This is a genomic window from uncultured Bacteroides sp. (assembly GCF_947632445.1).
Lineage (GTDB): Bacteria > Bacteroidota > Bacteroidia > Bacteroidales > Bacteroidaceae > Bacteroides.
This window is the reverse complement of record NZ_CANRPM010000009.1, coordinates 15,492-38,407: the sequence shown is the minus strand read 5'-3', so window position 1 is coordinate 38,407 and position 22,916 is coordinate 15,492. Positions and strand designations below refer to the sequence as shown.

Sequence of the window (22,916 nt, the reverse complement as noted above, 5' to 3'; positions counted from 1 at the left end):
TGATAATTACGAGAAAAGATGAAAACATCCTTATTTAGAAATATCCGTAATGCCGTGCTCACGCTGTTGTTACTATGCGGTATCTCCTCGTGCAACTATCTGGACATTGTGCCCGTCGAGCAGGCCGACTTGAGCGACGCAAACCAAAACAACGAAACCACTCTCGGTTTTTTGTTCTCTTGTTATGCCGGCATTCGCAATCCCATGAGTTACACGGCCTTTGAGCAAGGTTGTGATGAGTACGTGCTGCCTCCTCTCTGGGGACATGGCGGCCAGTACATCCAGTGGAACAACAACACTCCCGGCGGTATCTATGACGGCTGGTCGTGGGGTAACAATAACTACCGTTTCATCGGCCAGTGCTATCTGTTCCAGCGCGAACTGCATAACGCCGTAGAAAGTACCGAGCAAGAGAAAGCCATGTATCTGGCTGAGACAAACTTCCTCATAGCTTACTACCACATGCAGACGCTTATCGCCTATGGTCCCTGCGCTATTACGAGTGAATATATTGACCAAACGGCACCAGAGTCCGCTTACCCCGGGCGCAGTCATTTTGACTATGTGGTGGATTGGATCTGCAGCAAGTTCGACGAGGCGATTGAAAGTGGCTCTCTGCCCGCCACGCGTTCGGGCGACGAATGGGGCCGTGCCACTACGGTTATGGCCAAGGCACTGAAAGCCCGCCTGCGCGTGTATGCCGCTTCTCCGCTGTGGAACGGCAGTTTCCCCTATCCCGAATGGGTCAATAAAAATTATGAGACTCCGGGTTATGGCAAGGAATTAGTAAGCCATACCTACGATGCCCAAAAGTGGGAAGTTGCCCGTCAGGCTTGTGAAGAGGCCTATAATGCCGCTATAGCTGCCGGCCACAAACTCTTCTCCCTCGAAGATGCCCGGGCCAAGATCAGCCAGGACGGTCTGTCCGAAAACCTGCCTTACGTGCCTTTGCGTGACGAGAACAATCCCGAAACCGGTGTGGAGGACAAGGAGTTCAAAGAACGTGTGCTGCTGATGCGCTACGTCACCGCCACCCGTTTAAATGAAGGCAACATGGAAATCATTTGGGGTATCGCAAACCAGGGTGATGTCCTGATTGCTTCATTGCCCCACTGCATTCATCCGAACAATTCCAACGGCTGGCACAGCGGTTACTCCGGGGTAAGCCCCACGCTGAACAGCATCAAGTGGTTCTATACCGAAAACGGCAAACCGGTCGATCAAGACCCTGCTTTCTATCCTGAAGATCAATGGTTCCAGAGTGCGGGTGCATCGGGCAGAATTTATGGCCATGCCAGCAGCACGGCCAGTCGCAGTGACATCATCAAGTTGAATGCCCGTCGCGAACCGCGTTTTTACGCCTGGATTGCGTTTGACGGCGGCGACTTTGGCACGAAGCTGTACAACGGTAATCCTCTGACCTTAAACTTGAGAAACGGCCAAATGCACGGCTATAATGCCGAACTGTTCAATCGAGACAACTGTCAGACGGGCTACTTGAGTCAGAAATACCTTGCACCGGCTTCTTATTATAGCAACAGCGGTAGTACAATGGAGAACAAACCCCGCCCGTTGATCCGCATGGCCGAACTGTATCTCAACTTGGCCGAGTGTTATGCAAACCAGGGCAATGCTGCCAAGACGCTGGAGTTTCTGAATCCTATCCGCGAACGCGCCGGCATCCCGGCCCTGACGCAGGAGGAATTGGGAAATCAGGCTCAGATGGTGAAATGGGTGCAGAACGAACGCTCCGTCGAGCTCTTCAACGAAGGCCAGCGCTATTACGACGTGCGGCGTTGGATGCTTGCCCCGCAAACCATGGGTGCCGGTGTCCGCAAGGGCCTGAATGCTACGGTCGTAGATCCCGACTTTACGACTTTCAACACGGAGACTACCATCGACCAGAATTTCGCATGGCATAACCGTTTATATCTGTTGCCGCTTTTTGCCAACGAGGTGTACAAGAATCCGCAGTTTGTGCAGGCTCCCGGCTATTAATTATTTAACAATCTGAAAGAGTATGAAAAGAACTGTATATTTGACAAACTTACTGCTGGCAAGCGTACTGCTTGTCTTGGGCAGTTGCGAAACATACGACGATCTGTTTCCCGAGGAATACCATGCTACCCTGACGTTGCAGACTTCGGGTACGGTAGCCAATGCGTTATATACCACCGGCTTCGACGGCGAATATGAGTTCACCGTGATGAAAGGTGGTAGCGAACCGGAATTGTCCGCTACCGGCAGGGTGGAGTCCATGAATGCCGCCGAGTTCGCACAATATTGTGAGACGTGGAACCTGAGCTACACGATGATTCCCCCTCAATACTATTCGCTGGAAAATAACGACCTGTCTTTTGCCGGGGCCGATCAGCGTTACGCCAAGGTGAAAACCATCTTCAAGACCAGCGAGCTGAAGACTTTGTTTGAAGCCAGCCCGAACACCCGTTACGCCCTGCCTTTGCTGCTGACCAGTACGGAAGCTACGGTGAACGACAGCCTGTTGCTGCTTGTGCCGAACATTATGACGCCTAATGTCAGATTCAGCCGGACAGAATATCTTGACGGTAACTTATTGGCCAGTTTCGCCGCCGGTAGTGAAGACCGCCAGACCCTGGAGGTGCCGGTAGTGCTTCCTATTGACAACCAGTGGGACTTTACCGCGACGGCTGTGGCTGCTCCTGAAGCCTTCGACAGCTATAATGCTTCGCATGGCGGTATTTACACCCTGCTCCCTGAAGAGAACTACACGCTGGCGGACAATGGCACCATCATGTTCACTTCAGATCAGACTTCGGCCCGACTATCCATTGATGTAACCCGCCCGAATGACATGAAGAAATACATTCTGCCCGTCAGGCTGACCAGGTGTTCGTTTGAAGACTTCGACTTGGACGAGTCCATCATCTACATCGGTATTTACAACGGTTTAGTAGATTTGACGGTGGACATGCTGAGTGCCAATTCTATAGAAACGAACTATCAAGACGGTACCGGTTTGGCCGGTCTGATAGATGGTCGCGGAGCCGGTTTGCATTTCCACTCCAGTTGGAGTGCGCCCGTGGGTGATCCTACTTACGGCAACTATATTCAGGTGAATTTGAAGCGCCCCATGAGCACTGTACAATTCGAGTACTACACCCGCTTCGAGAATGCCAGTTCGGCGCCCAAGGTTATCGAGGTGTTTATAAGTTACGACGGCAGCAGCTGGGAAAGCCTCAGTGGTGAGATAAGCGAAGGTTTGCCCAATACCGGTAACGCTCGCTATCTGTCGCCCGTCTTCGATGCAGGCCACGAGTTCAGTTATTTCCGCTTCTGTGTGTTACAGGGTAATGGGAACTGCCGAACGGGCGGCTTCTTCAACTTGGGCGAATTTGGTCTGTGGGGCCTTTGATCATACAATTTTTCTAACCAACTAAATCTCATTTGAATAAAACGTGAAGAGGGTGACCCGAAAATCAAGTATTTAAGGGTCGCCCTTTTATTTAGCGCGAATAAAACCGGAATAGCAAGCTGCCCGCCATTGATAGACTTTACTCAATGGCGGGCAGTCTTTGATAGAAAGGGATGCTGTGTCTTCTCCATTACGACCGCAGGCTGCATAAAAAGGGACATGCGGACCGGACAAAGTGAACGGAGCCTTGTATCGTCTCCTGCAAAGTTTATGGAAGTCTATTTCAAGCCATGAGTTATGTCGTATTGGAAGGATTTGCCAGAGGAATAGGGGAACCTTTGTCAAATAATCCGTACCTTTGCGTCCGAAATAAGCCTATAATTATGAAACCAGATCCCAGACATATCCATATCAGCGAGTTCAACTATCCGCTGCCCGACGAGTGTATCGCCAAGTTTCCGTTGCCTGTGCGCGACCAATCCAAACTGCTGGTTTACCGACATGGCGGGGTGACGGAAGACCGCTTCACTTCTCTGCCCGACTATGTGCCGGCCGGCAGCCTGATGGTTTTCAACAATACCAAGGTCATCCAGGCTCGCCTGCATTTCCGCAAGGAGACGGGGGCGCTTATCGAGGTATTCTGCCTCGAACCGATGGAACCGAATGATTACGCTCTGAACTTCCAGCAGACGGAACATGCTGCCTGGCTTTGCATGATAGGCAACCTGAAAAAATGGAAAGGAGGCTCCCTGCGTCGCGAGATGACGGTGAAGGGACGTCCGCTGACACTGACTGCCGAGCGGGGCGAATGTCGCGGTACCAGTCACTGGGTAGACTTCCGCTGGGACAATGCCGAAGTAACCTTTGCCGACATTCTCGAAGTGTTCGGCGAACTGCCTATTCCACCTTACCTGAACCGCGAGACGCAGGAAAGCGACAAGACAACTTATCAGACTGTCTATTCCAAAGTAAAAGGATCCGTAGCTGCGCCTACTGCCGGATTGCACTTCACTCCCCGCGTGCTCGACGCCCTGCGCACGAAGGGAGTCGATTTGGAGGAACTGACACTGCACGTGGGAGCCGGTACCTTCAAGCCGGTGAAGAGCGAGGAAATCGAGGGGCACGAGATGCACACGGAATACATCTCCGTGTCTCGTGGCACGATAGACCAACTGATAGCTCACGACGGGCAGGCCATAGCGGTGGGTACCACGTCGGTACGTACCCTCGAAAGCCTCTATCACATTGGGGTCATGCTGCTGAAGAACCCCGATGCTACGGGAGAGGAACTGCACGTCCGTCAGTGGCAGCCTTATGAGATGCCGGAAGAGGCTCCCACATCGGTTGCAGCTCTGACAGCAGTTCGCGACTATCTGGACCATCACGGCATGGAGACCCTGCACACCCATACGCAAATTATCATTGCTCCGGGCTATGACTACCGCATCGTAAAGGCGATGGTGACCAACTTCCACCAGCCGCAGAGTACACTGCTGCTGCTTGTGTCGGCCTTCGTCCATGGTGACTGGCACACCATCTACGACTATGCGCTGGCACACGGCTTCCGCTTCCTGAGCTACGGCGACTCGTCGCTATTGATACCGTAAACTTTAGATTAGGAGATTATGAACCAAGACAACAAGCAAGAGATGTTCCCCCTCGTCGATGAAGAGGGTAATATCATCGGTGCCGCTACGCGCGGCGAGTGTCACAACGGTAGCAAGCTGCTGCACCCCGTTGTCCATCTGCATGTGTTCAACTCACGTGGTGAACTCTATCTGCAAAAACGACCCGAATGGAAAGACATACAGCCCGGCAAATGGGATACGGCTGTGGGCGGCCATGTGGATCTGGGTGAGAGTGTGGAACAGGCCCTGCGCCGCGAGGTGCGCGAGGAACTGGGCATCGTCGATTTTATGCCGCAGCAGGTGATGCACTACGTCTTCGAGTCGGCCCGCGAACGCGAACTGGTCTTCACATACAAGACTCTGTATGACGGCCCTGTCACCCCCAGCGACGAATTGGACGGCGGACGCTTCTGGCGCATCGAGGAAATCCGTGCCAACATGGGCAAGGGTGTCTTTACCCCCAACTTTGAAGGAGAGGTGGAGAAAGTCCTTTCTTACGTGAGTTGGGATAAGAAATTTCCCTTAAAAGTTGGTAATCACTGAATTATTTTGTACATCTAAGTCTGACAAACAATAAGTTACAAAATCAACGACAATGATTACCAAGGATAAAGTTACGGATATTTTCTGTATTATTGATGAGTTTGATAAGAATTTTGCTCTTGAATTGAAGAAAAATATTCTAAATGACGTGAGTTCGACATAAAATCAAAAGATAGCCAGTTGCCCGTCATTGATAAAGTTCACTTCAATGGCGGGGTTCTTTTCAAAGCAACAACAGACAGCAATAGCTGGCAATGAAATGTCTATTCTTTTCCGCTGCCACGCAGCACTTCCTGAAGTCCCGACACAGTGCTGCGTGAGGGTGTCATGCAGTGCTTTCTGAGGAGGGGACGAAGCACTTCGTCAGAGGGTCAGCAAGCACGGCGTCAGGACGGAAGAAATTGCCCGTGAAAAAAGAAGGAAGAAAAACGGGTTTTTGGCACGGGTAAAACAGTCCTGTCACACCAATTTACTGATATACAGCCGGTTGCTGCGACACGTGACAGGGCTGTGCAAACTTTTTTGAAATAAAATAAAAAATAGGCTACCTTTAAAGGCAAGGTATTTTTTATTTTTCGCGGAAATGTTTACCAAATGCCCTAAGGTGTCGCACTAATTTATTGAAAATCTGGCATTTGATGTGACAGGACTATTTTAAGCCCCCTCCCGGATTATTTCCAAAGTGATTTGGAAGCTTTCATAGACAAGATAGCTGATAAAAAAGGGAGGATGTTTGTTGTCCTCCGACCCTTATGCAACCGATGACGATGTAAGGTATATCACCCATATAGGGCACCCATATTCGTGTTATTGCGGAAGTTGAAAGGCTAAAATGCCTTGCGACTTCTACAATTTTTTATGATTGTCCGTCATGATCCTCTTTACGCTATTCTGTATGTCCCGACCGAGATAAATGATTTTCCGATTGGCAATGAATTTGTGCAACGATTCCTTTGCGGTTCGATTATTTTGATATACTTTTGTCCAAAGAGTTACTTGACATGCGCAAACGATTGATTACTTGATTCTTGTAGTTTCGACGCACAAAGACAGAGACGAGGTTGCACCTGTGAAATGAACTAAAACTGATTGACTGATTTCAGGCACAGTTTTGCAAAGGATCACAGATTTTACCGTATCCCTCCCTCACGAAATAAGAGATTATCAAACTATACCAGGAAATATGGAAGGGTTTATAGCTGATACATTATACGACCGATCAAAAAGGAAGAACAGCCTCATCAACAAAAAAATGATCGCACGGGTGCTGGGTATCCTACTATTTGTAGAAACTACCATGTTTCTGATTTGTGCACTGGTAGCTTGGATATATCAAGAACCGGAAACATTCACTTTCTTGCAAACTGCTGCCATCAATACCCTTGTCGGCATCCTTTTGATCCTACTGAGCCGTGGTGCGGAACGCAAGGTCAGCAAACGCGACGGTTATTGTATTGCCAGTCTGTCCTGGCTGCTTTTTTCAGTTTTCGGCATGTTGCCTTTCTACCTGAGCGGCAGTGTAGACAGCATCAGCAATGCTTTCTTTGAAACCATCTCAGGATTTACAACAACAGGAGCTACAATCATGGATAATATTGATGCCCAATCGCATGGCATCCTCTTTTGGCGTAGCTTTACCCAATGGATAGGCGGATTGGGTATTGTCTGTTTCGCCATTGCTATCCTGCCAATTTTCAGTGAAGGCAACGTACAGCTTTTTTCAGCCGAAGCGACAGGTGTCACTCAACACAAACTCCACCCGAAGATCAGTATCATGGTCAAATGGATTTGGGGAGTGTACCTTCTGCTCACAGCTGTCGTAACCTTCCTTCTCCACATTGGCGGAATGAATTGGTTTGATGCCATCTGCCACGCCTTTACCACTACCTCTACCGGCGGCTACTCCACCAAGCAAGCCAGTATAGCTTATTGGAACTCCCCCTTCATCGAATATGTAATCTCGTTCTTCATGATTATCTGTAGTTTCAACTTTGCCCTTTTCTATATGCTTCTTAAAGGGAAAGCCACAAAGTTTCTGCATGATGAAGAACTTCGGTGGTTCATCTGCTCCATTTTCTTATTGATTTTCATCATCGCAGCCTCACTGGTGGTCTGCAACAATTATGGTATCGAAGAAGCTTTTCGTAAATCACTTTTCCAGGTAGCCAGTATTCATACCTCCTGCGGGTTCAATACTGACAATTACGATCTATGGCCGCCATTCACCTGGGTACTGCTTATTTTTGCCATGATGGCAGGCGGATGTACAGGTTCAACGGCCGGAGGTATCAAGAACCTGCGCCTGATGATCATGGCTAAAGGTATCCGAAATCACTTCAAAAAGCTACTGCATCCCAATGCCGTTCTTCCAATACGAATCAACAAACAAGCCACCCCACCGAGTACAGTTATGGCTGTAGCTTTTTTTATCAGCCTCTACATGCTTATCATACTCGTCTGCTGGGCAATTCTGATATTTCTGGGTGTCAACTTCGACGAAGCTTTCAGTATTAGTGTTTCAAGTATCAGTAACGTAGGTCCGGGATTGGGTAATTACGGCCCTGCTTTCTCATGGGACACGCTACCCGATGCCGCCAAGTGGTTTCTGTCATTCCTGATGCTAATTGGCCGCTTGGAAATGTTCTGCGTCCTGTTGTTGTTCTATCCCAGTTTCTGGAAAAACAGATAGTGTAAAAAAACAGGCATCTGCTTTAGTTGGTTTCTCCCTTTTCCGGCGAATAAAAACGATCCAATTTTCACGTTACAAGTGGAAAGGAACAGATTGAATAGCATTTATAAGAAATAATAAAAAAACAAAAAGGAAAGGGGACCAGAAGGTTGCAGCCGCCAATAATGAGTATTTTTGTTTCAAAACAGAAAGGGACTTTTATGAACACGATATTTGATATTTTATTGCAACTTCCCCTATTCCAAGGATTTGCCGTAGAGGATTTCACTCGTATTCTGGAAAAAGTAAAGCTACATTTCGCCAAACAGAAAACGGGAGAGACGCTTGTTCAAGAAGGTACTCCGTGCGATAGGCTTATATTCATTCTAAACGGGAACATAGCGGCCACCACTAAATCGGTGCAAGAGCACTACAGCCTGACTGAATATTTTGAAGCTCCCTATCTGATCGAACCGCAATCATTATTCGGACTTTATACCACTTATTCGGCCAGATATACGGCTACCACTCCTATCAATAGCATCAGCATCAACAAGGAAGCGGTAATCAACGACCTGCTGAAATACGAAATTTTCCGACTCAACTATCTGAACATCGTCAGCAGCCAACTGCAATTATTGAACAAAAGTACGTGGGGATATACGCCTGACAACATAGAAGCACGCATCAGCAACTTCATACGTACACACCTAAAAAGACTGCAAGGAAGCAAATCGCTGAAAATAAAGATGGAAGATCTGGCTACCATTGTGAACGATACGCGCAACGGCGTATCAAAAGCCCTGAACAACATGCAGGACAAGGGACTGCTGGAACTGCATCGCGGGGAAATCGTCATCCCGGCAGCCGAAAAGCTATTTGCCTGAACCGTTGCCCTGTATCTCTACCTCTGTCACGACATCTTGGCCAAAGACCCCAACATTACGCGCATCGTTCGTTGCATCTATCTGTTCTTTATGTTAAAGTTGATGTGGCGAATGGATTGCGATTGATCATGTTTGCCGCATTTCATTGTTATACTTTTAGGAAAATCCTGTTCTTGTACATGACCCATAAAATGTAATAGATGACAGCGGCATTCACGCTTTCTATCAGAGCCGGATAGAAATCGCCTAAGAACTGTTCCAATCCATAGAACAACGATTCTCCCATACATCTGAAATTAATGACATTAGCCAACATATAGGCCACGATGGAGTTCATGCCGTACACCTTGAGACAAGTGATGCCTGAGCGGTGACCTTTGTAGTCAATCCAATAATAGAAGAGCCCCATCAACAGGAAACAGTAGCCACTGCTGACCAATACCATCGAACTGGTCCAAATCGTTTTGATGACGGGCATCTGGAAATTCCAGATCCAGCCAGCCGCGACCATTGTGAAGCCGAGGCCGAAATAGAGTTTTAATTTACGTTTCTCTTCCATCCGATCCTTAGCGATGTATCCGGCAAACAATCCGGTCAGCACAGTAACGATAAAGTTTAGGCTACTCCAAAGCCAAGTGTAATGATACCAAGGAGCCATGGTCACTTGTCCGTTCACAATTTGCGCTGTGTCACGAAAGCGTCCTAATACAGTGATGTCCAGCCATTCGGCCCAATTCCTTTGCGGTGTATAGTTACCGGATCCATAACCGTCTATGGATATGAATTGCATTCCTGCCCAATAAACGAGAAGCAGCAGGACGGCTGTAATGATTTGGGTTTTACGGTTAGTGTACAGAAAAAGTAAAGCAGTTACGATATAGCCAACGGCGATAGCCTGTAATGTATTGGAAAACAGATAAATCTGCTTTGGATTTAATGCCAGTAAATTCCCTTGGCAAATCATGCCGAAAAGCCAAAGGAGCAATACTCTCTTGAATAGTCGACGTAACAAGGGCCTTTTATCAGGCATATCCCGATAGCGGGCTAATGCGAAAGGCATGGAGGTGCCCGACATGAAAAGGAATAACGGCATGATTAAATCCCAAGGAGAAAAACCGGTCCATTTGACATGAGTAAACATCCACGTACAATGATTGGCCCATTCTGTGTCTGTAGCATGAAGCAATGACGACATTACGGGGCCTAAGGCTACTAAGAAAAATAAATCGAAACCACGAAGAGCATCCAGTGATTCCAATCGGGGATAAGTATTATTCATAAAAGTAAGCTCGAAATAGAGATTAATTTATTCATTTGATTAGTAGAAACATAACGGTAAAAGCATTCAATTTATAGTATTGAATTATACCATTTAAATGATTATCGCGATGCTTCCAAAGTCCAAAGTTATAGAGATTTATTGTTTGGCCGATGATTTTTGCAAGAAAATTGCCTTGCAACAGGGAAATATATGATTGAAGACCGAGCAGGCCGCCTTTGCAAAACCTCACAATGTTTTTTATGCTTGTTGTTCTCCTTACGGAAAGATTGTAGGCGGTGACAGAAGCCCACAGTCCGATCTCAAATGGGACATGACCCGGAGGGAAATATTATCAGCCTTCATTATGATACTTTGAGATTGAATATTCCCACCACGAAGAATTCTTACACCCTATCACAAATATCAGAAGGCTGATATACTACTCCGCCCATAATATCCGCAATTTCGCCATATCTATTTTTTTCAGTTCCATAGTAATAATCTCGCGATTTACAATAATTTCTTCAATTCCTCAATATCAGGTAAAGCGTTACGCAATTTTTCGGGCATATCCGCCGAAGTTGTATAAGTGGCGACACCCATAGGCTTGTTGTAGTCTTGGATGACATATTCCACATATTCTTTATCAGCCTCTTTGCATAGCACAATCCCTATGGTTGGGTTTTCATGCGGTTTTTTCACATGATCGTCCAAAATACGCAGATAGGCCATGAGTTGCCCAAGATACCCAGGCTTGAAAGAACCTGTCTTTAGTTCCACACATACCATTGCATTCAATTCGCGATTGAAGAAAAGCAAATCAGGGAAATGCTCTACGCCATAAACCTCCAAGTGATATTGATTACCTATAAAAGCGAAATCACGTCCAAAGGTCATAATGAACCGCTTGATATTTTGGACAATCTGTTGTTCCACCAATCGCTCGTCTATGTCTTCACTTTCACGTTCCCCGATTTCTTCCACATTGATAAAGTCGAGTGCGTACTCATCCTTGAACATCATTACAGCTCTGCGAGCCTCCTTTGCATCAAGCATCGTTTTCGAAAAGTTGTTGGAAAGGTGTTGTTGGCTGGCAAAGGCATTATTGTCAATGAGTTTTACAAGAGTTTCCACAGATAGGTGCTCTTGCGCACACCTCCGAATGTAATAGTATCGTTCTTGCAGTTCCTTTACCTTGCTTATAATTCTTGTATGATGTGTAAACGGCACGGCCAGGAACTCCATCACCGGGAAGTCTGCGGTATTGGGAATAGCCATTGCATGGTATATGTCTATTTGCTCAGTTTCGGTAATCGTAATTACTGGTCGTGACATTTCTTCTAATTCGGTAATTGCAATTACCGAATTAGAAGATTTGTGCAGACTGCTATCCAGCATATCCCACGCCTCATAGAACAACCTCATTTTTTTAAGGCTTTCGGCCGAAAAACCACGCAATCCCGGAAGTATTTTTCTGAGGTGATTGCTTATGCTTGCGAGCGCACCAGTTCCCCATTTCCCCTTTCGTGAATTTTGTGACACATACTTACCTACGCTGTAATACACGGCCAGCTGAATGCGGTTCTCTCCTTTCAAAACCTCATACTGACCTTGCAGTATAGCGGTTTTAATCGTTTCCGCCGCCTCTGTATAGATTACGGATATGTTGTTAGTCTGTTGCATCATGTTGCTCAAATCTATTTCACATGAACTCAATATAAAATTAAAATTGTTTTCTTGATTAATAGGAACATAGCGGTAAAAGCATTCAACTTATAGTATTGAATTATACCATTTAAATGATTATCGCGATGCTTCCAAAGTCCAAAGTTATAGAGATTTATTGTTTAGCCGATGATTTTTGCAAGAAATTTGCCTTACAACAGGGAAATATATGATTGAAGGCCGGGCAGGTCGGTATTGCAATAAATCCAATCACGTATTATATCTGATAATCAATGACAAAGTAAAATCCTTATTTTCATGTATACACCCGATAATGTAGATGATTGTGAGCCTTTGAAATCGAGAAACTTCTTAGAGAACATTAAAAGTGCGCCCAATAAAAATCAGGCGCACCGGAAAATCATTTAGCTCTACAATTTATCTGCTCGAATAATGAGAACGATGCGAGCTGTGAGAGCTGTGAGAGCTGTGAGAGCTATGGGAACTGTGGCTTGCGAGTAGATTAAACTCGGCAGAGGACTGTTCCAGCACCAACGTCTGTTCTTGCTGCTGTTCGATTTGAGTGTCGCTGTTTGTTACTTTAGCGACAATCTTTTCTCCAACAGAAGTACAGTAGCTCGCTCCTGCAAGAATTGCAGAGACTGCAAAGAATAAGAGTTTCTTCATTGATACCTCCTTCTTTTAATGTTAGACAATCAGTTAATTAACACACGATATATCGGATGATATATTTTGCTCAACCTTTTTAAAGAGGGCATCCCTTGAACCTTATTAAATGGCTTTTTGGGGGAACACCCTCACCCAATTGTATTTCTAGTATCTATCTGCTAGAATAGTGGAAGCTATGTGATCTGTGCGAACTATGAAAGCTGTGAAAAACATGAGAGCCATGCGAGCTATGGGACATGAAACTGTCTTGATTAGAAAAATTAAGAGCAGGTTGCAGTACCAATTGCTGCTGGCTTTGTTCTTCAATTTGTTGCTCAATTTCATGATTAGCAAACAGAGCCACAACCCTATCTGTCGCATTAGCCACAAAGCTAACACTAACAAAAACAACAGATACCGAAAAAATTATTTTTTCATAAGACCTCCTTTTAAAGTTAAACAAATGCTTTTTCTTCTTTATCATTATTTTTTTATAGCTATAACCTTAACGGATACACTTCCGTTGGTTGGTTTTGACTCTTTGTATTTTTGAATGTCGAATGATTCCGATAACAACTCTCTCAACTCTCCTTCTTTCGGCAATTCCATATAGTTCCCTGCACGATTCTCAGGAGTCTCAATAATTAGAACACCACTCTTCTTTAGTAACCTCGCAAAAATTGGTATAAAACTCTTGTTATAAAGATGAATATTTATCAAAACATCACAAACGTTGGAATCCGTGATATTAAGAATGTCTTTCTTTTTTATACGTACATCCGTGAGTCCATTTTGAGCAATGATATTTGAAACATACTCTATCGCTTCATCATCAATATCTACCGCTAGCACATTGAACCCTTGTTTAGCAAGCCACATTGTATATCTTCCATATCCACAAGGAATGTCAAGTACTTTGTTCCCAACAATATCAATATTTGTCAGGGCTGACGTTACAAAAGCTGATAATGATTGGTTTTCATCAATTGGTTTCGGCTGAGGAGTATAATTCAGCTTTGGTTTTATATGTTGGCTATGGTGAAGGCGGTTTGATTCGAAGAATCCAGCACATTGACCCTGCAATACGCATCCATCACACTCTGAAATGTATATGTCTTTCCAATCAGAAATAGACTGCTGGGCATAACATCTGATGTCTTCGGGTAACACGCATAACTGCGCATTGTAGATATATGGCTTCATTCCTCTGTCCGCGAGTAACAAGACCGCTTCCCGTAATTCTTCATTATAATCATAGGGGTCTATCCAAAGTTGATCGAAATGATCTTTTGCTAATCCGGTCGTTTCCATTTGCATAAAAGCAACTTGCGCAACAAATGGAAAGTTGTGGTAAATGTAATCTGCAAACTGAGGCAGCCGTTTATAGGTTTGCTTATGGACGACTATTCTAATTCCTATTCGTTGATGAAACAATGCAAGATTATATAATCCTTGCACGGTTTTATAAAAAGTTTTCGCTCCGACAATACGATTGTGTTCTTCTGCAATATCTGAAAAAAGCGGAATATCAATCTGCAAATCATGATGTCGGCATTTTGCCAGTTTCATAGCATATCCCTTGTCTGCAAACTTGACTCCATTTGAAAGAATACTAATGGCTGTTTTGGGAAGCTTTTTCTTTATATGGTTTATCAGGACGAATAAATTGTCACCAATAAGTGTAGGCTCTCCACCTGTTATACCGATTTCCTGAGTGTTTTTGTCAAATAGAGAAATCAGCTTCAGATTGAATGACGTTTTATCCTTTTCTTGTACAACTGGCGGCTGGGGACACATAATGCAACGATGGTTGCATCGTTCTGTAGCCATTATCGCATTATGATGGGATTGAATTTCATATAAGAAGATTATTTCTCCTTGCTTATTGATTATAACCACATCGCCTTCATTGAAGTCTCTAACGCTGTTGACTATACAATAAGGCTTACTATTACTTGCAATGTTTTCTTTTGTCGTAATTGTCGCAACATATCCAAACGCTGGACTTGATGTGTCCTTACTAACCCATATTTCGTTGGAACGCTGAAATATATTCTTTTCGAAAGTTATTCGTCCAACAATGTCCTCTTCTATATTAACTGATTTACCTTGAATCTGCTTCATAATTACTCAATTTAACCAAGACCAAAAAATTCTGTTTATCTCAGGGTCATGTTTGTGCAATAACTCAAACAAGTAATGTATGATTGATTTTGTCTTTTTGCACATTTCATTTGTAGGTCTAAAGCCTATCATATCCCCTTGTTCGGACATATTACGCACGGGGTCTGCACCGCAATAAGGTTGGAACACACATTCGGAACATACAGGCAGACACTCTGTACATGCAGAAGAAATTATGTGGTGTAAAAGATCACCATTGAACATTTCCTGATAACTGTTCTCATTCACATTGCCCAATCTGAAATAATAATTTTTGAAGCGCGCCATCATTCGGGCTTCATCCGATACATATACGCTTCCATCATAATCATAGATCACTCCTGCTATACCAACGCCTGCGGGAGATTGCAAATCAACAAAGCCAGTAGCAAACGGGGTAAGCATTCTCCTTAAAAGGAGCGCAGCAAATCCCTCTACAAAAAATGTCCCTTTCTTATTTAGTTCTATGATATAGTCAAGTCCCTCTTTGTAATTCTCAATGAAATCTTCTATTGGATAAGCAATCTTTTCCTTGTACTGTTTTGCAAAACCGTATGGATTAAGAGATCGTAAGAATATACTGTTGAACCCTAATCGTACATACTCGTCGATTATTTCTTTAAAACGTCCCAGACTATATTTTGATGTTGTCATAAGAGCGGATGTACAATCATTGTTCCCCCATATTCTCCGTATCATGGAGAGGTGCTTCTCAAAGATTGCATGATGGTCTAACTCCTTGTCTTGCAGCGGACGATTTGTATCGTGCAAATCTTTAGGACCATCCAATGATGTTGAAATCATGCAGTTGTGCTTCTTGAGGTATTTCACCATTTTTTCATTCAGGAGGGTCAAATTGGTACAAATAACAAAATCCAAATCTTTCTTTTTGAATAGGTTTTGCCACTCTGCTTCCTCAATGATATATTTCACCATCTCAAAATCTGTTGATGGGTCGCCGCCCTGAAACTCTATCTTGATGCACGGTGAAGGCGATTGGAAAATTGTTTTAACAATATTCTTAGCCGTTTGTTTTGTCATATCGGCAGAGTGGTCGTCCCGGTTTTTGCGTGCTACTTGGCAATATATGCAACTGGAGTTACAACGCAAGGTGGGAACAACCATGTGTAAAGAAGTAAAGTCACGAAGAATGCTTTTCTTTGTGCGAAATTTTGTTGCAAGCATTGAAACTACATCTTCTATCTTGTCTGTCGTGGCAATTTGTTTCGATTCAATGTCATAAAACAAATCACTGTGTGTATCTATTTTCCCATCTACAAAACGATGAAAGTCTTCGTTTTGCATGAAGATATATTCCCCGACTTCATTCGTAAGGAGGTATTCCGTATCATTAAACCGTTCAAAACGGAATGGCAATAACTGATAGCCCATATTCTTATTTTGAATTTACAGGTTTGAACGCTTCTTCAACTATCATATCACGAATATGTCCGAACTGTGCATTGACGTTATGTCGCAGTTGCTGGTCTATAAGTTCATTACAGAATTGTTTGGTTATATCTTCTGTTATAGTATTGTCATCTTTCGATTCAAAAATAACATTCACGAGATTCGGATTGTCTGCATCCGTCTGTTGATAGATATAAAATAGATGTGAGAATTTGTAGATGGATGCCGTTACAACCTCCTTTGTGTATAGATTAAAATCTACAATGACTTGAAACTTGTTGTTATCAAGTTCTACGACTGGAAACTTTATATTCGCCATAATATGTCCTCCAAGTCTTCCAGCCCCTCGAAGACCTCTTATTATTAAACACCGAAGCGTGGAACTGCAGTGCTACCACATTCTGATTTGGAGGTCGTAGGAATACCTTTAGCACGGATATGGTTAATAGCAGTCCACGCTATAGCGTGAGAACCACTATGCCATCCTTGTGCTAAATTTGAAAATTTCCTACGTTTCCAAATCACAAGATAAGCATAACGCTTCTTTCTTTTCTAATATGTCTTGGAGAGAGTCGCCTCAATCCAGTTACAAAAGTAGAGATTTTCTGTGATAATCTCCTTTATTTTAATGTTTTTCTTTTCATTTAAGGTCTAATTTCTATATTAACGTGAGTTCGACATAAAATCCAAAGACAGCAAGTTGTCCGTCATTGATAAAGTTCACTTCAATGGTGGGGGTCTTTTCAAAGCAACAACAGGCTGCGATAGCTGACAATGGATTGGCAATGAAATGTCTATTCCCTTCTGCTGTCACGCAGCACTTTCTGAAGTCTCGACGCAGTGCTGCGTGAGGGTGTCATGCAGTGCTGTATGAGGAGTGGACGAAGCACTTTGTCAGAGGGTCAGCAAGCACGGCGTCAGACAGGAAGAACCTGCCTGTGAAAAAAATAGTATTATTCCCATGACTATTAGTAATCTGAATGCAGAAGTACAATATTCTTCCAGCGTCACAATAGCAACCCACATATAGCGTGAGAGCCACCATGCCTTCTCTCGTAAATCACATGATACCCAAATACTGTTTAAACCGTGCTACATCGCCATTCAAGACAAGCGCTTCGGGAAAGTCTGCCTCGCAAATGAGTTCCGATACATATTCATAATTGGCTATATCGAACGAAATGTGGGCGTCACTGCCCAGGATGACGGGTACTTCGTACTGCTTGCACAGTCGGAGGATTTCCAGGTTGTTGGGACGGGCCTCTTCCTTGTGGCGGCAGGGCTTCAAGGAACTGTTGTTGATTTCGAGCAGCGTGTGGTGTTCCTTCGCCGCAAGAACAATGGGTTCGAACAGCAAGCGGGCCGTACCGTCGCCGGGATGACTGATGATGTGAATGTAGGGATTGGCTATCACGCGCAGCAGTCCCTGCGTGTTCTCCTCAGGTGTGCCCGGCTGATAGCATAGCGAATGGATGCCGGCAATGCGCAGGTCGAGCTTCTTCAGGTGTGTCTCGTCCAAGTCGAGGTGTCCCTCCGTATCGAGCAGGTTGATTTCCGCCCCAAGCAATAGTTCTATTCCATACATACGTCTGGGCACGACATGCAGGTTACGGAAATAAATCAGGTCGCAGGTACCGGGAATACCGGGCGTATGTTCGGTGATGCCCAGCAGTTCCAGTCCCTTGTCGGCAGCCGCCTGCGCCATCTCCTGCAGGGTGCTGAAAGCATGCCCGCTGGCCAACGTGTGCGTATGTATGTCTAATGCTATCTTCATATCTTTATTCCTGTTATATTCTACATCGGGTCGACATCGTAATAGACAATGAGCGACTTGAAACGGTCTTCGGCCACCATCTCCTGCTGCACCTGCACCAGCAACTGACGTGCACGCGCCATCGGAGCATTGGTTTCTATTTTGAGGACAACCTTGCGAATGAACAGTGTCTGTATGCGGGCCACGGGTGGTTTGTCGGGCCCCAATATTCGTGCGCCGAATACTGCACGCAGCTTGGCAGCCATAGTCTGCGCCATGACATCGAGCAGCTGCTCGTTGCGATGCTTCAGATAGACGTACACCAGCCGATAGTAAGGTGGATAGCGGAACAACTGCCGCTCAGCCAACTGCCCGGCCACCATTCCCTCGAAGTCATTGTGCATTACCTGCGGGATGATGGGGTGGTCGATGCTCTTGGTCTGTAGCACCACCCGACCCTGCCTGTTCTTGCGTCCGGCCCGCCCGGCCACTTGGGCCATCAGCTGGAAGGCACGCTCGTAGGCACGGAAGTCGGGATAGTTCATCATAATGTCGGCATTGAGAATGCCCACCACACTGACGTGGTCGAAGTCCAGTCCTTTGGACACCATCTGCGTACCGATGAGGATGTCCGTCCGCCCCTGCTGGAAGTCGCGGATAATGCGTTCGTAGGCCGCACGGGTACGGGTGGTGTCCAAGTCCATACGGGCCACACGGGCCTCAGGGAAGATGGCCTTCACATCGTCTTCTATCTTCTCTGTACCGAAACCGCGATTGCGCAAGTCCACTCCCTCGCAAGCGGGACACTGGCGGGGCACGGGTTGTGTGTAGCCGCAGTAGTGGCAGGTAAGCCGGTTGAGCCCCTTATGATAGGTAAGGCTGACGTCGCAATTCTTGCACTTGGGCACCCAGCCGCATGTGTGGCACTCGATCATCGGTGCAAAGCCTCGACGGTTCTGGAAGAGAATGACCTGCTCTTTCTGCTCCAGCGCCTTGCGCACGTATTGCAGCAGCAGGGGTGAGAAAGGGCCGTTCATGCGCTTCTTGCGCTGCAATTCCTTAATATCGACAGGAATGATTTCGGGCAACCGGATTTCCCGGTAACGTTCCTTCAACTCCACCAAAGCATATTTACCGCCCTCGGTGGCATTGTACCAGCTCTCCACACTGGGCGTAGCGGTGCCCAGCAAGGTCTTGGCCCCGCACATGGAAGCCAGCACGATAGCCGCATTGCGGGCATGGTAGCGGGGAGCAGGATCCTGCTGTTTGTAGGTATTCTCGTGCTCCTCGTCGACGATGACCAGTCCCAGCCGCCGGAAAGGCAGGAAGAGAGACGAACGCACACCCAGGATAATGTCGTAGGGTTCATGGGAAAGCTGCTTCTGCCATACCTCCACCCGTTCGGCATCGGGAAACTTGGAATGATAGATACCTAACCGGCTGCCGAACACACGTTTCAAGCGTTCGGTTATCTGGGTAGTCAGGGCGATTTCGGGCAGTAGATAGAGCACTTGTCTACCCTGACGAACCGCCTCGTCAATCAAGTGGATATAGATTTCGGTTTTGCCGCTGGAAGTGACTCCGTGAAGCAGGCAGACATTTTTCTCGCGGAACGAAGCTCGGATTTCGTCGAAAGCCTGCTGCTGGTGCACGTTCAGCGCATTGAGAGGTATCACGGCCTGCGAAACGGTTTCCAGTCGCCCCACTTCCTGTTGATAGACCTCGAACACGCCCTTGTCCACCAACCCGCTGAACACGGCAGGCGTGGCACCCGAACGCTTCAGCAACTCGGCTTTGGAAACTTCCTTGACAGTCTGTCCGCTCAAGAAACCGGAAAGCCCGATATATTTCAGCAGCAGGTCCAACTGCTTTGGCGCCCGGCGTTGCAGTTCGTCGAAGAAGAAGTGCAGCCGCCGTTCGTTACGTGCGGCTTCGGTGAGACGCACCCGCATCTCCGTTTTAGGCTTGTAGGTACGTTTCAATTCTTCTTTCACAAAGAGGGCGTCCTTTTCGAGCAGCGACTTCACTACGGCGAGGATATTCTTCAGTCCGCTGTCCTTCTCCAGCCGGGTCACCGTCTGTTCAGGTTCGATGGCCAGCAGGTCGAGCACCTTCTGTTCTCGCTCAGGAAGCGGTTCTGTGGTTTCGAAGTCGGGATTATACTCCACTACCGTCTCGCTCTCCAGCTTCAGTCCCGACGGCAAGGCCGCCTTGTAAACATCTCCTTGCGTACAAAGGTAATAGTCGGCCAGCCACTCCCAAAATTTAAACTGCAAAGGCAACAGAATGGGTTGTCCGTCGAGTACAGCCGACACTTCCTTCACTTCGTATCCTTGTGGCTTCAGGCAATGCACATTACGCACAATACCCGTATAGAATTTCTTCCTACCAAAGGATACGACCACCCGACAGCCCGTCTGTACCTGTCCGTCCATCTCAGGCGGCAAGGCATACGTAAAACAAGCCTGCAAGGGCAAGGGCAATATGACATCGACAAACTTTTCCATCGTGACTGCAAAGATACGATAAAAAAACAGCGCTGCCAATCAAAAAGGTTGGCAGCGCCATTGACTTGTCAAACAACTGTTTTTCTAAAACATATATGCCAATGAGATTTGCCAGGTCTTGGTCTTGGAATTGGCCTCCCTCTGTACATCTTTCTTAGTAAAACTATCCCCCAAAGGGATCTGATAATTCACACCGCCCTGTAGATGGTGAACCAACTTCACACCGGCACCGATATTCAGTCCGACCTGTTTCTTTTTAGCTTCAAAACCCTGTAAATCCATATCCTTGAAATTGAAGAAGAAATCCGGCCCTGCAGCTACATAAATACCGAACATACTGCCCAATCCAAGCGTATATTTCAGATTGACAGGAATTTCCATACCCTGTTGTTTGAAATCATCTTTATCGCGCTGCGAATACATCACAGCCCCATCTATACCCAAACCAATAACCGGTATTGTAAATTCGGCCATCGGGCCAATAAAGAAACCGGCACGGTTGTCCTTATTGCCTTCAGGCCCACCGTTCCAATCAATCTTCGACATATTCACACCGCCTTTCACGCCCCATTTAAGCTGAGCCTGGGCAGGCGTAGCCAATGTCATACAGCACACGGCTACCCACAAGATACTTAAAAACTTTTTCATATTCTTCCTTTTAAAGTTTTGGGCAAATATATAAAAATATTCCATGAAAAGAGCATAATCTAACAGAAAACTGCTACCTTTGCACGACTAAACGAAGGAAAGATGCCGGAGTGGTCGATCGGGCCGCACTCGAAATGCGGTGAACGGGTAACTGTTCCCAGGGTTCGAATCCCTGTCTCTCCGCAACAAACGCTGAAAATCAGCAAATTGCAAAACAAACACCCAGTTTTACACCCAAGAATGTAAAGTCGGGTGTTTTTGTTTTATTTAAGATAATACAACCACTACATAATAAAAGAGTAGCGATATTAAAAGAATCCGATGAGAAAAGACTAATATTTATCTATCCATTCAGTTTGATTTTTCAGGACTTTACATCGTCCTGAAAGTATTTGTTATTGTATTCCAACGTCAGGAGTGGATTATAATACAAGTTTTTTGTGTGGATAGAATTTCGTTTTGCTTAATGTACGAAAGTACTTATCTATAAACGCATGAAATATTAGCACAATGAATCATTGGAAATCAACTTTGGCCGTGATAGGAATAGGCCAACTCATATCTATTTTAACAAGTACGATTGTTGGCTTCTCCATTATTTTTTGGATTAGCAACGAATTTAAATCCCCGACAGCTTTATCTCTGGCTATTTTAGCTGGATTTTTACCACAATTTGTATTAGGCTTGTTTGCCGGGGTCTATGTTGACAGATGGAATCGAAAGAAAACGATGTTTTATTCGGACTTGTTCATCGCGTTCTGTACCCTATGTCTTTTTATTGTGATAACCAAGGGTTATAAAGACCTTTCTTTTTTTTATCTATTGACTGCTTGTCGTTCAATAGGCAGTACGTTTCATGCACCTGCTTTACAGGCAAGCATCCCTCTACTGGTTCCCAAGCACCATCTTGTCAGGGTATCAGGTTTGTACCATTCCATTCAATCCTTCAGTGAGGTGATAGCTCCCGTTGTAGGGGCAAGCCTCGTTGTTTGGCTTCCCATACAGTATATTCTGCTCATAGATGTGATCGGAGCTGTTGCTGCTTGTCTGACCTTACTTTGTGTCCAGATTCCTTCTCTTCAAAAAACGAAAGTTCTTCCAGATTTCAAAAAAGAACTGACGGAATGTTGGCATACCTTGCGGCGTACAATGGGCATTTTGCCTTTATTCGTATGCTTTACGCTGGTGACTTTTGTCCTTATGCCTGTTTTTACGTTATTTCCTTTTATGACGCTTCTGCATTTCAACGGAAACATTTTGCAAATGGGAGTTGTGGAAATGGGTTGGGGCTCAGGGGCATTGTTGGGCGGTTTAGTACTTGCCTGTAAGGCTTTGAAAAGCAAGCAAACATTAGTGATGCATACGGCTTATGTGATATTGGGATTGTATCTGATTAGCGCCAGTTATTTACCATCAAGCGCATTTATAGGTTTTGTTTGCCTAACATTTACAGGAGGCATAGCCTATTCCATTTACCATGCGCTTTTCATCGCTATTATTCAGCAGAACTTGGCTTCGGACATGCTTGGACGGACTTTTTCTCTCATCTTTAGTTTGAGTACCTTTCCATCAATGCTGGGTATCGTAGCTTCAGGATATTGGGTGGAAGCATGGGGTATCACATCCGTCTTTATGATCAGCGGATGGGTTATCTTTCTGATTGGAGTGGGTGCAAATTTTATTTCTTCAATCAAGCAGTTGGATAATTACGCATAGTATT

The 22,916-nt window shown here is 45.5% G+C and carries 17 protein-coding genes and 1 tRNA gene; 8 read left to right on the top strand and 10 right to left on the bottom strand.

The genetic code is table 11. From position 1 onward, the window contains the following. Positions 1-18 precede the first annotated feature (18 nt). The 6 genes from Q0Z70_RS03370 to Q0Z70_RS03345 all read left to right on the top strand — a co-directional run bounded on the left by Q0Z70_RS03370 (position 19) and on the right by Q0Z70_RS03345 (position 9,120). Positions 19-1,998 carry a RagB/SusD family nutrient uptake outer membrane protein gene (locus Q0Z70_RS03370; protein WP_298072644.1) on the top strand — a complete coding sequence of 660 codons (1,980 nt, stop codon included), beginning with the start codon at positions 19-21 and terminating at the stop codon, positions 1,996-1,998. A gap of 22 nt (positions 1,999-2,020) precedes the next feature. Further along, positions 2,021-3,394: a DUF1735 domain-containing protein gene (locus Q0Z70_RS03365; protein ID WP_298072642.1), complete on the top strand. Its 1,374-nt coding sequence runs from the start codon at positions 2,021-2,023 to the stop codon at positions 3,392-3,394. 383 nt (positions 3,395-3,777) lie between these two features. After that, positions 3,778-5,001, top strand: coding sequence for an S-adenosylmethionine:tRNA ribosyltransferase-isomerase (locus Q0Z70_RS03360; protein ID WP_298072641.1), 1,224 nt, complete (start codon positions 3,778-3,780; stop codon positions 4,999-5,001). An 18-nt stretch (positions 5,002-5,019) separates the two neighbouring features. Beyond that, on the top strand, positions 5,020-5,565 hold the full coding sequence (locus tag Q0Z70_RS03355; RefSeq protein WP_298072639.1) for an NUDIX domain-containing protein: 546 nt from the start codon (positions 5,020-5,022) through the stop codon (positions 5,563-5,565). 1,183 nt (positions 5,566-6,748) lie between these two features. After that, positions 6,749-8,254, top strand: coding sequence for a TrkH family potassium uptake protein (locus Q0Z70_RS03350; protein ID WP_298072637.1), 1,506 nt, complete (start codon positions 6,749-6,751; stop codon positions 8,252-8,254). Positions 8,255-8,454: 200 nt separating this feature from the next. After that, positions 8,455-9,120: a Crp/Fnr family transcriptional regulator gene (locus Q0Z70_RS03345; protein ID WP_298072635.1), complete on the top strand. Its 666-nt coding sequence runs from the start codon at positions 8,455-8,457 to the stop codon at positions 9,118-9,120. 148 nt (positions 9,121-9,268) lie between these two features. Here the strand turns inward: Q0Z70_RS03345 and Q0Z70_RS03340 are convergent, their stop codons facing one another. The 10 genes from Q0Z70_RS03340 to Q0Z70_RS03295 all read right to left on the bottom strand — a co-directional run bounded on the left by Q0Z70_RS03340 (position 9,269) and on the right by Q0Z70_RS03295 (position 21,196). Beyond that, complete coding sequence (locus tag Q0Z70_RS03340; protein ID WP_298072633.1) at positions 9,269-10,399, bottom strand: DUF5009 domain-containing protein; 1,131 nt, start codon at positions 10,397-10,399, stop codon at positions 9,269-9,271. A 492-nt stretch (positions 10,400-10,891) separates the two neighbouring features. Continuing rightward, a complete protein-coding gene (locus Q0Z70_RS03335; protein WP_298072631.1) occupies positions 10,892-12,067 on the bottom strand; it encodes a PDDEXK nuclease domain-containing protein in 1,176 nt (391 codons plus the stop codon). A gap of 417 nt (positions 12,068-12,484) precedes the next feature. Further along, a complete protein-coding gene (gene hxsA2, locus Q0Z70_RS03330; RefSeq protein ID WP_298072630.1) occupies positions 12,485-12,733 on the bottom strand; it encodes a His-Xaa-Ser repeat protein HxsA2 in 249 nt (82 codons plus the stop codon). 154 nt (positions 12,734-12,887) lie between these two features. Next, positions 12,888-13,199: a hypothetical protein gene (locus Q0Z70_RS03325; RefSeq protein ID WP_298072628.1), complete on the bottom strand. Its 312-nt coding sequence runs from the start codon at positions 13,197-13,199 to the stop codon at positions 12,888-12,890. Further along, entirely contained in the window at positions 13,199-14,839 is a 1,641-nt protein-coding gene (gene hxsC, locus Q0Z70_RS03320; protein WP_298072625.1) for a His-Xaa-Ser system radical SAM maturase HxsC, read from the bottom strand. The genes Q0Z70_RS03325 and hxsC overlap by 1 nt, the downstream gene beginning before the upstream one ends. Before the next feature lie 6 nt (positions 14,840-14,845). Further along, a complete protein-coding gene (gene hxsB / locus Q0Z70_RS03315) occupies positions 14,846-16,270 on the bottom strand; it encodes a His-Xaa-Ser system radical SAM maturase HxsB (protein ID WP_298072623.1) in 1,425 nt (474 codons plus the stop codon). Positions 16,271-16,274: 4 nt separating this feature from the next. After that, on the bottom strand, positions 16,275-16,607 hold the full coding sequence (gene hxsD / locus Q0Z70_RS03310) for a His-Xaa-Ser system protein HxsD (protein WP_298072621.1): 333 nt from the start codon (positions 16,605-16,607) through the stop codon (positions 16,275-16,277). Positions 16,608-17,348: 741 nt separating this feature from the next. Further along, positions 17,349-18,062 (bottom strand): phosphatase, encoded by a 714-nt coding sequence (locus Q0Z70_RS03305; protein ID WP_298072619.1) that lies wholly within the window; start codon positions 18,060-18,062, stop codon positions 17,349-17,351. Between the two features lie 20 nt (positions 18,063-18,082). Beyond that, entirely contained in the window at positions 18,083-20,548 is a 2,466-nt protein-coding gene (gene priA, locus Q0Z70_RS03300; protein WP_298072617.1) for a primosomal protein N', read from the bottom strand. Between the two features lie 84 nt (positions 20,549-20,632). Next, the gene (locus tag Q0Z70_RS03295; protein ID WP_298072615.1) at positions 20,633-21,196 is read right to left on the bottom strand and encodes a porin family protein; all 564 of its coding nucleotides are present in this window, start codon (positions 21,194-21,196) and stop codon (positions 20,633-20,635) included. A gap of 96 nt (positions 21,197-21,292) precedes the next feature. Here Q0Z70_RS03295 and Q0Z70_RS03290 point away from each other — a divergent pair. Continuing rightward, positions 21,293-21,379 (top strand) — tRNA-Ser (locus Q0Z70_RS03290). A gap of 327 nt (positions 21,380-21,706) precedes the next feature. Then, positions 21,707-22,912, top strand: a complete 1,206-nt coding sequence (gene mef(En2) / locus Q0Z70_RS03285) for a macrolide efflux MFS transporter Mef(En2) (protein ID WP_005786079.1) — start codon at positions 21,707-21,709, stop codon at positions 22,910-22,912. Positions 22,913-22,916: the final 4 nt, after the last annotated feature.

Excerpts from the sequence above, each read along its gene's own strand:
- Q0Z70_RS03370 (WP_298072644.1), top strand. The coding sequence starts at position 19 with ATGAAAACATCCTTATTTAGAAATATCCGTAATGCCGTGCTCACGCTG.
- Q0Z70_RS03365 (WP_298072642.1), top strand. The coding sequence starts at position 2,021 with ATGAAAAGAACTGTATATTTGACAAACTTACTGCTGGCAAGCGTACTG.
- Q0Z70_RS03360 (WP_298072641.1), top strand. The coding sequence starts at position 3,778 with ATGAAACCAGATCCCAGACATATCCATATCAGCGAGTTCAACTATCCG.
- Q0Z70_RS03355 (WP_298072639.1), top strand. The coding sequence starts at position 5,020 with ATGAACCAAGACAACAAGCAAGAGATGTTCCCCCTCGTCGATGAAGAG.
- Q0Z70_RS03350 (WP_298072637.1), top strand. The coding sequence starts at position 6,749 with ATGGAAGGGTTTATAGCTGATACATTATACGACCGATCAAAAAGGAAG.
- Q0Z70_RS03345 (WP_298072635.1), top strand. The coding sequence starts at position 8,455 with ATGAACACGATATTTGATATTTTATTGCAACTTCCCCTATTCCAAGGA.
- Q0Z70_RS03340 (WP_298072633.1), bottom strand. The coding sequence starts at position 10,399 with ATGAATAATACTTATCCCCGATTGGAATCACTGGATGCTCTTCGTGGT.
- Q0Z70_RS03335 (WP_298072631.1), bottom strand. The coding sequence starts at position 12,067 with ATGATGCAACAGACTAACAACATATCCGTAATCTATACAGAGGCGGCG.
- hxsA2 (WP_298072630.1), bottom strand. The coding sequence starts at position 12,733 with ATGAAGAAACTCTTATTCTTTGCAGTCTCTGCAATTCTTGCAGGAGCG.
- Q0Z70_RS03325 (WP_298072628.1), bottom strand. The coding sequence starts at position 13,199 with ATGATAAAGAAGAAAAAGCATTTGTTTAACTTTAAAAGGAGGTCTTAT.
- hxsC (WP_298072625.1), bottom strand. The coding sequence starts at position 14,839 with ATGAAGCAGATTCAAGGTAAATCAGTTAATATAGAAGAGGACATTGTT.
- hxsB (WP_298072623.1), bottom strand. The coding sequence starts at position 16,270 with ATGGGCTATCAGTTATTGCCATTCCGTTTTGAACGGTTTAATGATACG.
- hxsD (WP_298072621.1), bottom strand. The coding sequence starts at position 16,607 with ATGGCGAATATAAAGTTTCCAGTCGTAGAACTTGATAACAACAAGTTT.
- Q0Z70_RS03305 (WP_298072619.1), bottom strand. The coding sequence starts at position 18,062 with ATGAAGATAGCATTAGACATACATACGCACACGTTGGCCAGCGGGCAT.
- priA (WP_298072617.1), bottom strand. The coding sequence starts at position 20,548 with ATGGAAAAGTTTGTCGATGTCATATTGCCCTTGCCCTTGCAGGCTTGT.
- Q0Z70_RS03295 (WP_298072615.1), bottom strand. The coding sequence starts at position 21,196 with ATGAAAAAGTTTTTAAGTATCTTGTGGGTAGCCGTGTGCTGTATGACA.